The following is a 13489-nucleotide window of genomic DNA, read 5'->3' as shown; positions in this document are numbered from 1 at the left end:
GGATAGCCTCAGGACTCCTGGGTGAGGGAGACGAGCACGTCGTCCCCTTCGATCTTTACGGGGTATACGGGGACGGGGCGGGTGGCCGGGAGGCCGGACGGCTTGCCGGTGCGCAGGTCGAAGCTGGAGCCGTGCAGCCAGCACTCGATCTGGCAGTCCTCCACCTCGCCCTCGGAGAGCGAGACGTTGGCGTGGGAGCAGATGTCGTAGATCGCGAACACCTCTCCCTCGGTGCGGACGACCGAGACCGGCGTGCCGTCGATTTCCACCCGCTTCGGGGTGTCGTCCTCCAGCTCGCTCAGGCCGCAGGCGCGTACGAACGCTGTCGGGGCTGTCATGCGACCGCGGCCTCCAGCTCCTCCTCGATCTTGGCGAGCAGCCGCTCCTCGATGTCCGGGACACCGATCTGCTGGACCAGCTCTGCGAAGAAGCCGCGGACCACCAGGCGGCGGGCCTCGTGCTCCGGGATGCCGCGCGCCATCAGGTAGAAGAGCTGCTCGTCGTCGAAACGGCCGGTGGCGGAGGCGTGGCCGGCGCCGACGATCTCGCCGGTCTCGATCTCCAGGTTCGGCACCGAGTCGACGCGCGCGCCGTCCGTGAGGACCAGGTTGCGGTTCATCTCGTAGGTGTCGGTGCCCTCGGCCTTGGCCTCGATGAGGACGTCGCCGATCCAGACCGCGTGTGCCTGCTCGCCCTGGAGCGCACCCTTGTAGGCCACGTTCGACTTGCAGTGCGGGGTGTTGTGGTCGACGAGCAGCCGGTGCTCCTGGTGCTGGCCCGCGTCGGTGAAGTACAGACCGAACAGCTCGGCCTCACCGCCGGTGCCGGCGTAGGCGACGCGCGGGTGCAGGCGCACGACGTCGCCGCCGAAGGTGACCACGAACGACTTGAAGGTGGCGTCCCGGCCGATCAGCGCGTTGTGCTGGCCGACGTGCACGGCCTTGTCGTCCCAGTCCTGGACGGAGATGACGGTCAGCTTGGCGCCGTCGCCCAGCAGGTAGTCGACGTTGGCGGCGAGCACGGCGTCACCCGTGTGGTCGATGACGACGACGGCCTCGGCGAAGGCTCCCAGCTCGATCACCTGGTGGCCGTAGGCGACCCCGCCCTCACCGTGCACGGCGATGCGGATCGGGTCGGTGAGGACGGTCTCCTTGGGGACCGTGACCACACCGGCCTGCTCGAACGCGGAGTAGGCCTGGGCGGCGACGCGGTCCACGGGGGTACCGGCCCGGCCGAGCCGGGGGTCGTCGCGGCCGACCAGCTCGACGGTGACGCCCTCGGGGGCCTCGACGGCGACCTTGACGCCCTCGCCGGTCGCGACGGCGGTGCCGTCGTGCAGACCGCGCAGGCGCTCCAGCGGGGTGAACCGCCACTCCTCCTCGCGGCCGTGCGGGACCGGGAAGTCCGCCACGTCGAAGGAGGGCGGCGCGCTCGTGCGCGTGGCGACGGTCGACTCGGCGGCGACCGCGATCGAGCCGGCGGTGGTGGAGCCCACCGGTGTGTACTGAGCCTCAGCCATGGCTGTCGTAGTGCTCGCTTTCCGTTCCGTAAGTGGCTTGCGGGGAGGGGGCGGTGGGGTCAGCCGACCGCGCCTTCCATCTGCAGCTCGATCAGCCGGTTGAGCTCCAGCGCGTACTCCATCGGCAGTTCCTTCGCGATGGGCTCGACGAAGCCGCGCACGATCATGGCCATCGCCTCGAACTCGGAGAGACCGCGGCTCATCAGGTAGAAGAGCTGGTCCTCGGAGACCTTGGAGACGGTCGCCTCGTGGCCCATGGACACGTCGTCCTCGCGGACGTCGACGTACGGGTAGGTGTCCGAGCGGGAGATGGTGTCGACGAGCAGCGCGTCGCACAGCACGTTCGACTTGGACCCGGCCGCGCCCTCGCCGATCTCGACCAGGCCGCGGTAGGAGGTACGGCCGCCGCCGCGCGCGACCGACTTCGAGACGATGTTGGACGACGTGTTCGGCGCCATGTGGACCATCTTGGAGCCGGCGTCCTGGTGCTGCCCCTCGCCCGCGAAGGCGATGGAGAGGGTCTCGCCCTTGGCGTGCTCGCCCATCAGGTAGACGGCCGGGTACTTCATCGTCACCTTGGAGCCGATGTTGCCGTCGATCCACTCCATGGTCGCGCCCTCGTAGGCGACGGCGCGCTTGGTGACCAGGTTGTAGACGTTGTTCGACCAGTTCTGGATGGTCGTGTAGCGGCAGCGGGCGTTCTTCTTGACGATGATCTCGACGACCGCGGAGTGCAGCGAGTCCGACTTGTAGATCGGGGCGGTGCAGCCCTCGACGTAGTGCACGTAGGCACCCTCGTCGACGATGATCAGGGTCCGCTCGAACTGGCCCATGTTCTCGGTGTTGATCCGGAAGTAGGCCTGGAGCGGGATCTCGACGTGCACGCCCTTCGGCACGTAGATGAAGGAGCCGCCCGACCACACCGCGGTGTTCAGGGAGGCGAACTTGTTGTCACCGACCGGGATGACCGTGCCGAAGTACTCCTTGAAGAGCTCCGGGTGCTCCTTCAGCGCGGTGTCGGTGTCCAGGAAGATGACGCCCTGCTCCTCCAGGTCCTCGCGGATCTGGTGGTAGACGACCTCGGACTCGTACTGGGCGGCGACACCGGCGACCAGGCGCTGCTTCTCCGCCTCCGGGATACCCAGCTTGTCGTAGGTGTTCTTGATGTCCTCGGGCAGGTCCTCCCAGGACTCCGCCTGCTTCTCCGTGGAGCGCACGAAGTACTTGATGTTGTCGAAGTCGATCCCCGACAGGTCGGAACCCCAGTTCGGCATCGGCTTCTTCTCGAAGAGGCGCAGGCCCTTGAGGCGGAGCTTGGTCATCCACTCCGGCTCGGACTTCTTCGCGGAGATGTCCCGGACGACATCCTCGTTGATGCCGCGCTTGGCGGAGGCGCCGGCGGTGTCGGAGTCGGCCCAGCCGTATTCGTACTTGCCCAGGCCCTCGAGTTCGGGGTGGGCAGTCTCCGTGGGGAGAGTCATGCGGGGTTCCTCCCGGCCGTGCTAGCAGATGCGTCAGTGGAAATCTTGGGGATGAACGTCGTGCAGACGCCGTCGCCGTGCGCGATGGTCGCCAGCCGCTGGACGTGCGTTCCGAGCAGTTCGGCGAAGATCTCCGTCTCCGCCTCGCACAGCTGGGGGAACTGCTCCGCGACATGGGCGACCGGGCAGTGGTGCTGGCACAGCTGTTCGCCGACCGGTGCGGTGCGCGCCGTTGCAGCGTACCCGTCCCGGCTCAGGGCCTTGGCCAGCGCTTCCGTGCGGTCGTCGGGGCTCACGGCCTCGATCGCCTTGCGGTAGGCGCTCGCCTGCGCGGCGATCCTGGCCCGCGCGAAGGCGGCGACGGCGTCCTGACCGCCTCCCTGCTCGGCGATCCAGCGCAGCGCGTCGGCGGCGAGGGTGTCGTAGGACTGGTCGAAGGCGTCGCGGCCGCAGTCGGTGAGGACGAAGACCTTGGCGGGGCGGCCACGCGTCCGCGCTCCGTACACCCGCTGCTCGCGAGACTCCACGACATCGTCGGCGACCAGGGCGTCCAGGTGCCGGCGTACGGCCGCCGGGGTCAGGCCCAGGCGTCCGGCCAGCTCGGTGACGGTCGACGGCCCGTGGTCCAGGATCGACCGCGCGACCCGGTTGCGCGTCGAGCGCTCACCGGTCGCGAGTTCCTCCTGCGGGGTCCCCGTGGGGGTCTCCCGAGCTTCGCCGACGTTTTTCACAACGCCATTGTTGCGTAATTCCTCGGAGCCAGGCAAGCGGCGTCCGGACCGCCGGACGGTGCCCTGCGTCACTTAGGCATACCTAATCTGACCTGCGCAAACGATCTCTGAACGATCACCCCCCAGGCAATCCGGTGGCGTCCGGCGGCCCCGTCCGCAACACTCCACACTCATGCCCACACCCCCTCCGACCGGCCCTCTTGTCACCCGGGACACCCTCGCGAAGCAGCTTCGGCAGCTCGGTGTCGAGGCCGGCGAAACCCTCCTCGTGCACACCTCGCTCAGCTCCCTCGGATGGGTCAACGGCGGAGCCGTTGCGGTCGTCGAAAGTCTTCTCGACGCGCTCGGTCCGGACGGCACCCTGGTGGTCCCCACCCAGACCGGCGACCTCTCGGACCCGGCGGTCTGGCGCGACCCGCCCGTCCCCGAGGAGTGGTGGGCGGACATCCGGGCGACCATGCCGGCGTACGACCCCCGGATCACCCCGGCGCGCGGGGTCGGCGTGCTCCCGGAGACCGTGCGGACCTGGCCGGGCGCCCTGCGCAGCGCACATCCGCAGACCTCCTTCGCCGCCGTCGGCCCCCGGGCGGCCGAGATCGTCGGCGGCCACGCCGCCGACTGCCGGCTCGGCGAGCGGAGCCCGCTGGGGCGCCTGGAGGCACTGGACGCACGTGTGCTGATGCTCGGCACCGGCTATGCCACCTGCACCGCCTTCCACCTCGCCGAGTACCGGATACCGTCGCCCCGCGTCCGGGTCGGCCGGCCCGCCGCGGGCGGCGGCTGGGAGGTGGTGACCGAGGTGTCGATCACCTCCGACCGCTTCGACGAACTGGGTCACGACTTCGAACGCGACCGGCCCGCCGTCGTCCGCGCGACGGTCGGCGCGGCCGCGGCCCGGCTCTTCCCGGTGCGTGAGGCGGTGGCCTATGCCGAGCGATGGCTGGCCGTGCACCGACCCCGTGAGGAGGAGATCTAGTACCCGGCCGTCCGGGTGACGGCTGCCGTACCTAGACTCTGTCTCCATGCGAAGTGAGCCCGTGGTCCAGGTGCGGGACCTGGTGAAGCGGTACGGTACGAAATCCGCCGTGGACGGCCTCGACCTGGTGGCCCGCCCGGGGGTGACCGCCGTGCTCGGCCCCAACGGAGCGGGCAAGACGACGACGATCGAGACCTGCGAGGGGTACCGCCGGCCGGATTCCGGGTCGGTGCGCGTCCTGGGCCTCGATCCCGTGCGCCAGTCCGCCGAGCTGCGCCCCAGAGTGGGCGTGATGCTCCAGTCCGGCGGTGTCTACTCGGGCGCCCGCGCGGACGAGATGCTGCGGCACGTGGCCAGGCTGCACGCGCAGCCGCTGGACGTGGACGCGCTGATCGAGCGGCTGGGCCTCGGCGGCTGCGGCCGTACCTCCTACCGCCGGCTCTCCGGTGGCCAGCAGCAGCGCCTCGCGCTCGCCATGGCCGTGGTCGGCCGCCCGGAACTGGTCTTCCTCGACGAGCCGACCGCCGGCCTCGACCCGCAGGCCCGCCGGGCCACCTGGGACCTGGTGCGGGACCTGCGCACCGACGGCGTCTCGGTGATCCTCACCACCCACCACATGGACGAGGCCGAGCAGCTCGCCGACGACGTCGCCGTCATCGACGCCGGCCGGGTGATCGCCCAGGGCTCCCCCGAGGAGCTGTGCAAGGGCGGCGCCGAGAACACCCTGCGCTTCTCCGGCCGCCCCGGTCTCGACGTCGGCTCGCTGCTCAAGGCGCTGCCCGCCGACTCCTCGGCCGCCGAGCTGACCCCGGGCTCCTACCGGGTCATGGGCAAGGTCAATCCCCAGCTGCTGGCGACGGTGACCTCGTGGTGCGCCCAGCACGGGGTGATGCCCGACCGCATCTCGGTCGAACGGCACACGCTGGAGGACGTCTTCCTGGAGCTGACCGGCAAGGAGCTGCGCTCATGACCACCGCGACGGGCACCTACACCCCGAAGCCGGGTGCCGCCCCGCTGCCCCGCATGATCGCGACGCAGGCCGCCCTGGAGACCAGGATGCTGCTGCGCAACGGCGAGCAGCTGCTGCTGACGGTCGTGATCCCGACGCTGCTGCTCGTCCTGTTCAGCTCGGTGGACATCGTGGACACCGGCACCGGGAAGTCGGTCGACTTCCTGGCCCCGGGCATCCTCGCCCTCGCGGTGATGTCCACCGCCTTCACCGGCCAGGCGATCGCGACCGGCTTCGAGCGCCGCTACGGCGTCCTGAAGCGGCTCGCCTCCTCGCCACTGCCCCGCTGGGGCCTGATGGCGGCGAAGACGGCGTCGGTCCTGGTCACCGAGACCCTCCAGGTGATCCTGCTGACGGTGATCGCGCTGGCCCTCGGCTGGTCCCCGCACGGCAGCCCGCTGGCCGTCCTGCTCCTCCTGGTCCTCGGCACGGCCGCGTTCTCCGGCCTCGGGCTGCTGATGGCGGGCACCCTCAAGGCGGAGGCGACGCTCGCGGCCGCCAACCTGGTCTTCCTCCTGCTGCTCGTCGGCGGCGGGGTCATCGTCCCGCTGGACAAGTTCGGCGGCGCCCAGGACGTGCTCGGCCTGCTCCCCGTCTCCGCCCTCTCGGACGGCCTGCGCGACGTCCTGCGCCACGGCGCCGGAATCCCGTGGGGCGACCTGGGGATCCTCGCGGTGTGGGCGGTGCTGGGGCTGGGGGCGGCGGCACGGTTCTTCCGCTGGGAGTGACGAGGGGATGACGCGGTCCGGTCCTGCGCGGCGCGACGGGTGAGGCCCAGGTGTCACCCGTACGAATGAGAGACGCACGCGGCGGGAAGACCACCTCCCGTGTTCGGATCGAGGAGGTGCTCGGCAGCGCGCCGCCGCTCGCGTCACAGCCGGCGGTCGCGCCCGGCGGGGCACCCACGTGAATTCGTGCACAAGCGTCCCCCTACGATGGTCCCGTGCCAAAGCTGACCCTCGCCGATGCCGTAGCGGCCGTGCGCAACCCGCTCGCCTTCATCGCCGACCGCTGGACCCCGGATCCCCGGACCGTCCGGCGCGCGGCCCTCGCCGCACTAGTGATGTCGGTGGTCATCGTGGTCACCGGCGGCGCGGTCCGGCTCACCGGATCCGGCCTCGGGTGCCCGACCTGGCCCGAGTGCACCGACGGCTCACTGACCCCGACGACCGCGCTGAGCTACCACAGCGCCATCGAGTTCACGAACCGCATGCTGACCTATGTGCTGTGCGCGGCGGTCGGCTGGGCGATCATCGCCGCCCGCTCCGTGAAGCCGTACCGGCGCGGCCTGACCCGGCTGGGCTGGGCGCAGTTCTGGCTCGTGATGAGCAACGCGGTCCTCGGCGGCATCGTGGTGCTCGTCGGCCTGAACCCGTACACCGTCGCCGCGCACTTCCTGCTGGCGACCGCCCTCATCACGGTCGCCGCCCTGATGTGGCAGCGCACCCGCGAGGGCGACGGCGAGCCGCGTCTGCTGGTCGGCAAGGCCGTGCAGCAGCTGGTGTGGGCCCTGGTGGCCGTGTCGCTGCTGCTCATCGCGGTGGGCACGGTGGTGACCGGGGCCGGCCCGCATCCGGGCGACTCCGGCGAGGTGGAGCGCATCGACGTCAGCTGGGAGGGCGTCGCCGAGCTGCACGCGGTGCTGGCCTGGATCGTGGTGTCGCTGACGTTCGCCCTGTGGTTCTTCCTCAAGGGCGTCGGCGCGCCCCAGGGGCCGCGTGACCGCGTCCGTGACCTGTTCCTGATCCTGCTCGGCCAGGGCGTGATCGGATACGTCCAGTACTTCACGCACCTGCCCACCGTCCTGGTGGGCCTGCACATGTTCGGCTCCTGCCTGGTGTGGATCGGCGTGCTGCGGGTGCTGTTCTCCCTGCGGGAACGCGCCGGCGTGGCGGCCGAACCCGGCCTGCCCGCTCAGTCGTACGACACCGACGCCGTGAGCGCGTCGATCGCCGGCCCCAGGTAGTCCCGGGTCAGCCGGGCCCTGCGCGCCGTCCACTCCTCGGTGGGCGGCGCGGGGTCGCCGTAGCGGCGGCCACGGATGTCCTCGACGACCTCGACGGGCGCCCCGAGCCCCGGCAGCAGGTCCAGCGCCTCGCGTTTGGAGATCAGCCGGCCCTCGCACGCGGTGACCGTGGCTCGGGCGAACGTGGTCATCCCGACGTCGACCCAGACGTGCCGGGTCCACAGCGGGGCCCTGTCGACGGCGGGCCGCCAGTAGTCCCGCTGGTCGCGGACGACGAAGTCGGCCAGTTCCCGGTCCGAGACCGGTGGCAGCAGCGCCCCGGGCGGCCGCCCCTGCAACACCCGCCCGAAAGTGTGCAGCTCACGCCGGGCCACCGGGGTGACCGGCCGCCTGAACAACTGCTCGTGCGCCCAGGTCAGGTGGCGACGGGTGGCGTCGTCCGCGGTTCCCGGGGTCAGATAGGTGCAGTGCAGGCCGGCGGCGAGCGGCAGCGCACGCAGGCGGGCGTGTGCCAGGGCGACCCGCCATGCGACGGCCGGGGTCACCGGTCCCGGCAGCACCGCGATCAGGTCCAGGTCGCTGCGGCCCTCCTGGTAGTCACCTGCGGCGAGCGAGCCGTGTGCCCAGACGGCGACCGGGTCCAGCACCGACAGTTCGCCGACGAACCGGGTCAGTAACGTCTCCGTGTCCATGCGCTCAGTCTGTACAGGTCACCCCAGCCCGTACACCCGTCTCGCGTTGCCCGCCGCGATCAGCTTGGCCACGCGCTGCGCGTCGCCCAGTGACCAGGCGCCCTCGGCGACCCAGCCGCCGAGCACCCGGGCGAGGGAATCGCGGAAGAGGCGGGCGCCGACGACGTGCAGTTCGGGCAGGCCGTGGGCGCCGCTGGAGAAGAGGATCTTGCCGAAGGGGGCCAGTTCCAGGATCTCGGCGAGGATCGTCGCGGCCCGGGCGCCGGTGCGCACCAGGGCCGCGCCCGAGTCGGCGTACACGTGCGGGAAGACGCCGGCCAGGTGGGCGGCGTGCCGGTGGTAGGGGTAGCCGTGCAGCAGGACCAGGTCGGTGCCCAGGCCGGCGGTGGCCCGGACGAAGTCGGTCAGCAGGACGGGGTCGGTACGGTCGATCCGGGTGCCGGGCTCACCGAGACCCGCGTGCAGCTGGAGCGGGAGACCGGAGGCCACGGCGATCCACAGGAGGTGCCGCAGCACGACCGGGTCGGTCAGCTCGCCGCCGACCCGGCGGCCCGCCAGCCAGCGGCCCGCGGCGCCTCTCACCTCACCGGGTCCGGGCGGCTCGGGGGCCAGGGCGAGGCCGTGCCGCAGTCCGGCGACCGAGGTGAAGGCCACCGCGTTCGCCGCCGCGCCGTGCACCGACTCGGCGAGGTTGGCGAGGAACGACTCGACGGTGCCGGAGGTGTCGGCGACCTGTTCGGCCAGGAGCTCCAGGCGGACGATCTCCCGGGCCTCGGCGGCCCCGGTGGAGGCCATCTCGGCGGTGCCGGTGAGGTCGCCGGGAAGGCCGGTGTCGACGAGGTAGGTGGTGATGCCGGTGCCGCGCAGCAGCCGGCGGCCCGCCTCCAGCACGCCGAGTTCACGGCGCCGGGCCAGGTAGCGGGCGGGCGGGCAGTGCGGCTCCAGGCCGAGGAGCGGGGGGCACCAGCGTCGTACCGCGAAACCGGTCTGGGTGTCGAAGAGGGTGGTGCCGGGGGCCGGAGGGCCTTCGGTGCGGGCGAGCTGGGCCTCGAAGGTGCCCAGGCCCAGCTCGGTGCGGAGCACTCCGTGGCAGTACTGGTCCACCAAGGACGGCGTCTCGATCATCCGGGCTCCCCCGTGGACGGCTACTTGACCGTCTTAACGGGTGAACAGGGACTGAGGTCGCGGTCGGAAGTGGGTGGTACCGGTTGCACGGCGGCCGGGGACCACGTGCGGCTGGTCGCGCCCGCGCGGCGGAGCCGCATGTCGACAGCCCCGCGCCCCCGAAAACAGCCGGTCAGCCGCCGATCTGGATACCGGCCATGCGCTTCCACTCGTACGGACCCGTCGTCACCTTCGCCGCGAACTCGCCGTCGAAGGATTCGTGGACGGTGATGCCGGCCTTCTCGACCGCCTGCCGGGCGATCTCGGTGCTCGGGGCCACCAGGTCGCCCCAGCCGCCGTCCCCGCCGACGAGAACGATGCGGGCGCCGCGTTCGCCGATGTGGGCCACCTGGCCCTCGGCGCCGCCGTGGGCCTTGGCGAAGCCGCCGATCTGCCTGGCGAGGCGCGCGACCTTGCGCTCGGCCCTCTGGTCCGCCTTCTGGTCCGCCTCAACCTGCTGCGTGTCTGCCATGGACAGGATGCTACTCGCGAGTAGATCGACTGGCGAGGGCAGGGCCGTGTGACCTGTGTCAGCGCAGGAAGGGGTCGACCGCCACCGCCACGAACAGCAGCGACACGTAGGTGATGGACCAGTGGAACAGGCGCATCTCCTTGAGCTTGCCGCCCGTCACCTCGGACTTCGCGCGGTTCTGGAGCGCGTGCGCCTCCCAGAGCCACCAGCCGCCCGCGGCCAGTGCGACCGCCGTGTAGAACCAGCCCGTGTAGCCGAGCGGCGTCAGCAGCAGCGAGACCACGACCATCACCCAGCTGTAGATGACGATCTGCTTGGCGACCACCTTGTTGGAGGCGATGACCGGGAGCATGGGCACGCCCACGCGCGCGTAGTCGTCCTTCACCTTCATGGACAGCGGCCAGTAGTGCGGCGGCGTCCAGAAGAAGATGACCAGGAAGAGGATGAGCGGCGCCCAGGAGAGCGAGTCCGTCACCGCCGACCAGCCGATCAGTACCGGCATGCAGCCGGCGATGCCGCCCCACACGATGTTCTGCGAGGTACGGCGCTTGAGGATCATCGTATAGACGACGACGTAGAAGAGGAGCGCTCCGAGTGACAGCCAGGCGCTCAGCCAGTTGACGGTGAGACCGAACAACAGGGTGGAGACGACTGCCAGGGTGACACCGAAGGCGAGGCACTCGCGCGGGCTGACCATGCCGGTCACCAGGGGCCGCTGCGAGGTGCGGTCCATCAGCGCGTCGATGTCCCGGTCGATGTACATGTTGAGCGCGTTGGCGCCGCCCGCGGAGAGATAACCGCCGACGCAGGTGAGCAGGACCAGCATCATGTCCGGCACGCCGCGCTGCGCCAGGAACATCACCGGAACGGTGGTGATGAGCAGCAGCTCGATGATCCGTGGCTTGGTCAGCGCCACGAAAGCTTTGACACGGGCCCCGATCGGCCGGTGACTCGGGCTCTCGCTCGCACCGAGTACCCCCGCTGGACGGGATTCGACGGCCGTCACGCACACCCCTGACAGAGACATCCCAGCAAGCCTCCCCGTGTGAAGTCCCGGTAAAGGCTCGCGCGTACCACGCCACTTTAGACGTTGCCCATACCCCGGCCTTCGCGGGGGTGGGGTCGTGTTGGCGCACGACTCGGGAGAGCCGTGGGGCAGCTCGGTTGAGCAGTCAGATGAGCGGTTCCGTATTCATGTGCCGAACGCCTTCCCGGCCAGTCGGGAGGCGGATCCCCGCAAGGCCCGGCAGTCTGGAAACACTCGAAAAAACGCACGTCCTTACGGGGGTAGGCTCGACAGCGGCCGGTGGGCACCCAGTGCACCGGCAGCCGGTGCGGGCACGTGCCCGTGGACCGGTAACCGAACATGTGGAGAGGAGCCCTGACCCAGGGTGAGCACCAAGCCGACCACCACAGACCTCGACTGGACCGAGTTGGACCAGCGGGCCGTCGACACCGCCCGCGTCCTGGCCGCCGACGCCGTACAGAAGGTCGGCAACGGCCATCCGGGTACGGCGATGAGCCTGGCGCCGGCCGCGTACACCCTCTTCCAGAAGGTGATGCGGCACGACCCGTCCGATCCCGACTGGGTGGGCCGCGACCGTTTCGTGCTGTCCGCCGGTCACTCGTCGCTGACCCTCTACACACAGCTCTACCTGGCCGGCTTCGGCCTGGAGCTGGAGGACCTCGAGTCCTTCCGCACCTGGGGCTCGAAGACCCCGGGCCACCCGGAGTACGGCCACACCAAGGGCGTGGAGACCACCACCGGCCCGCTCGGCCAGGGTGTCGCCAACGCGGTGGGCATGGCCATGGCCGCCCGCTACGAGCGCGGCCTGTTCGACCCGGACGCGCCGCAGGGCGAGTCCCCCTTCGACCACTTCATCTACTGCATCGCCGGTGACGGCTGCCTCCAGGAGGGCATCTCCGCCGAGGCGTCCTCGATGGCCGGCCACCAGAAGCTCGGCAACCTGGTCCTGCTGTGGGACGACAACCACATCTCGATCGAGGGCGACACCGAGACGGCCGTCTCCGAGGACACCGTCAAGCGCTTCGAGGCCTACGGCTGGCACGTCCAGCGCGTCGCCCCGCAGCCAAACGGTGACCTGGACCCGCACGCCCTCTACAACGCGATCGAAGCCGCGAAGAAGGTGACGGACAAGCCGTCCTTCATCGCGATGCGCTCGATCATCGCCTGGCCGGCCCCGCACGCCCAGAACACCGAGGCCGCCCACGGCTCGGCGCTCGGCGAGGACGAGGTCGCGGCCACCAAGCGTGTCCTCGGCTTCGACCCGGAGAAGCACTTCGACGTCGCCGAGGAGGTCATCGCCCACACCCGGCAGGCCGGCGAGCGCGGTGCCGCGGCGAAGGCCGAGTGGGAGAAGGCGTTCCAGGTGTGGCGCGACGGCAACGCCGAGCGGGCCGCCGACTTCGACCGCATCGCCGCGGGCGAGCTGCCCAAGGGCTGGGAGGAGAAGATCCCGGTCTTCGAGCCCGGCAAGGGCGTCGCCACCCGCGCCGCCTCCGGCAAGGTGCTCCAGGCGCTGGGCGCGGTCATCCCCGAGCTGTGGGGCGGCTCCGCCGACCTCGCCGGGTCGAACAACACGACCATCGACAAGGACAGCTCGTTCCTGCCGGCGGACAACCCGCTGCCGGGCGCGAACCCCTATGGCCGCACCATCCACTTCGGTATCCGCGAGCACTCCATGGCCGCGGAGATGAACGGCATCACCCTGCACGGCAACACCCGTGTCTACGGCGGTACGTTCCTCGTCTTCTCCGACTACATGCGCAACTCCGTGCGGCTGTCGGCGCTGATGCACCTGCCGGTGACGTACGTGTGGACCCACGACTCCATCGGTCTCGGCGAGGACGGCCCCACCCACCAGCCGGTCGAGCACCTCGCCTCGCTGCGCGCCATCCCCGGCCTGAACGTGGTCCGCCCGGCGGACGCCAACGAGACCGCGATCGCCTGGCGCGAGATCCTCAGGCGCTACACCAAGGTCTTCGGCAAGGGCGCTCCGCACGGTCTGGCGCTGACCCGCCAGGGCGTGCCGGTGTACGAGTCCAACGAGGACACGGTCAAGGGCGGTTACGTCCTCTTCGAGGCGTCGAACGGCGCCCCCGAGGTCATCCTGATCGCCACCGGCTCCGAGGTGCACGTCGCCGTCGAGGCGCGCGAGCAGCTGGAGGCCGACGGCGTACCCACCCGGGTCGTCTCCATGCCCTGCGTGGAGTGGTTCGAGGAGCAGGACCAGGGGTACCGGGACAGCGTCCTGCCGCCGTCCGTCCGGGCGCGGGTGTCGGTCGAGGCGGGCATCGGCCTCACCTGGCACAAGTACGTCGGGGACGCCGGCCGCATCGTTTCCCTGGAGCACTTCGGTGCTTCCGCGGACGGCAAGGTGCTCTTCCGCGAGTTCGGCTTCACCGCCGAGAACGTGGCCGCCAAGGCCCGGGAATCCATCGCCGCCGCCCAGCGCTGA

At 70.7% G+C, this 13489-nt stretch carries 13 protein-coding genes; 5 read left to right on the top strand and 8 right to left on the bottom strand.

The annotated features are described in order from the left end of the window. Nucleotides 1–8: 8 nt before the first annotated feature. Genes ACFXI4_RS04500 through ACFXI4_RS04485 form a run of 4 tightly spaced genes read right to left on the bottom strand, consistent with a single transcriptional unit; the run spans nt 9 to nt 3731 of the window. The gene (locus ACFXI4_RS04500; protein ID WP_384988103.1) at nt 9–338 is read right to left on the bottom strand and encodes a non-heme iron oxygenase ferredoxin subunit; all 330 of its coding nucleotides are present in this window, start codon (nt 336–338) and stop codon (nt 9–11) included. Further along, entirely contained in the window at nt 335–1519 is a 1185-nt protein-coding gene (gene sufD / locus ACFXI4_RS04495) for a Fe-S cluster assembly protein SufD (RefSeq protein ID WP_362721414.1), read from the bottom strand. Before sufD ends, ACFXI4_RS04500 begins: the two co-directional genes overlap by 4 nt. A 59-nt stretch (nt 1520–1578) precedes the next feature. Continuing rightward, entirely contained in the window at nt 1579–3000 is a 1422-nt protein-coding gene (gene sufB / locus ACFXI4_RS04490) for a Fe-S cluster assembly protein SufB (RefSeq protein WP_351326265.1), read from the bottom strand. Next, nucleotides 2997–3731: a helix-turn-helix transcriptional regulator gene (locus ACFXI4_RS04485; RefSeq protein WP_384988101.1), complete on the bottom strand. Its 735-nt coding sequence runs from the start codon at nt 3729–3731 to the stop codon at nt 2997–2999. The genes sufB and ACFXI4_RS04485 overlap by 4 nt, the downstream gene beginning before the upstream one ends. A 172-nt stretch (nt 3732–3903) precedes the next feature. Here ACFXI4_RS04485 and ACFXI4_RS04480 point away from each other — a divergent pair, with 172 nt between their 5' ends. The 4 genes from ACFXI4_RS04480 to ACFXI4_RS04465 all read left to right on the top strand — a co-directional run bounded on the left by ACFXI4_RS04480 (nt 3904) and on the right by ACFXI4_RS04465 (nt 7682). After that, the gene (locus ACFXI4_RS04480; protein WP_384988099.1) at nt 3904–4707 is read left to right on the top strand and encodes an aminoglycoside N(3)-acetyltransferase; all 804 of its coding nucleotides are present in this window, start codon (nt 3904–3906) and stop codon (nt 4705–4707) included. A 46-nt stretch (nt 4708–4753) separates the two neighbouring features. Beyond that, a complete protein-coding gene (locus tag ACFXI4_RS04475) occupies nt 4754–5677 on the top strand; it encodes an ABC transporter ATP-binding protein (protein ID WP_384988097.1) in 924 nt (307 codons plus the stop codon). Next, nucleotides 5674–6444 carry an ABC transporter permease gene (locus ACFXI4_RS04470; protein ID WP_384988095.1) on the top strand — a complete coding sequence of 257 codons (771 nt, stop codon included), beginning with the start codon at nt 5674–5676 and terminating at the stop codon, nt 6442–6444. Before ACFXI4_RS04475 ends, ACFXI4_RS04470 begins: the two co-directional genes overlap by 4 nt. Nucleotides 6445–6659: 215 nt before the next feature. After that, nucleotides 6660–7682, top strand: coding sequence for a heme A synthase (locus ACFXI4_RS04465; protein WP_384988093.1), 1023 nt, complete (start codon nt 6660–6662; stop codon nt 7680–7682). Here ACFXI4_RS04465 and ACFXI4_RS04460 read toward each other — a convergent pair. The 4 genes from ACFXI4_RS04460 to ACFXI4_RS04445 all read right to left on the bottom strand — a co-directional run bounded on the left by ACFXI4_RS04460 (nt 7631) and on the right by ACFXI4_RS04445 (nt 11022). Then, entirely contained in the window at nt 7631–8374 is a 744-nt protein-coding gene (locus tag ACFXI4_RS04460; protein WP_384988091.1) for a nucleotidyltransferase domain-containing protein, read from the bottom strand. The two genes, ACFXI4_RS04465 and ACFXI4_RS04460, sit on opposite strands and share 52 nt — an antisense overlap. Before the next feature lie 18 nt (nt 8375–8392). Next, on the bottom strand, nt 8393–9499 hold the full coding sequence (locus ACFXI4_RS04455; RefSeq protein WP_384988089.1) for an amidohydrolase family protein: 1107 nt from the start codon (nt 9497–9499) through the stop codon (nt 8393–8395). Nucleotides 9500–9671: 172 nt separating this feature from the next. Further along, entirely contained in the window at nt 9672–10010 is a 339-nt protein-coding gene (locus ACFXI4_RS04450; RefSeq protein ID WP_384988087.1) for a hypothetical protein, read from the bottom strand. A gap of 58 nt (nt 10011–10068) precedes the next feature. After that, nucleotides 10069–11022: a heme o synthase gene (locus ACFXI4_RS04445; protein WP_384988317.1), complete on the bottom strand. Its 954-nt coding sequence runs from the start codon at nt 11020–11022 to the stop codon at nt 10069–10071. Nucleotides 11023–11401: 379 nt separating this feature from the next. Between ACFXI4_RS04445 and tkt the strand changes: the two genes are divergently transcribed. Beyond that, nucleotides 11402–13489, top strand: a complete 2088-nt coding sequence (gene tkt, locus ACFXI4_RS04440) for a transketolase (RefSeq protein WP_384988085.1) — start codon at nt 11402–11404, stop codon at nt 13487–13489.

Origin of the sequence: Streptomyces sp. NPDC059224, from assembly GCF_042754285.1 — a bacterium.
Taxonomy (GTDB): Bacteria; Actinomycetota; Actinomycetes; order Streptomycetales; family Streptomycetaceae; genus Streptomyces.
The sequence above is the reverse complement of the archived record's forward strand: the minus strand, read 5'-3'. Positions and strand labels throughout refer to the sequence as shown.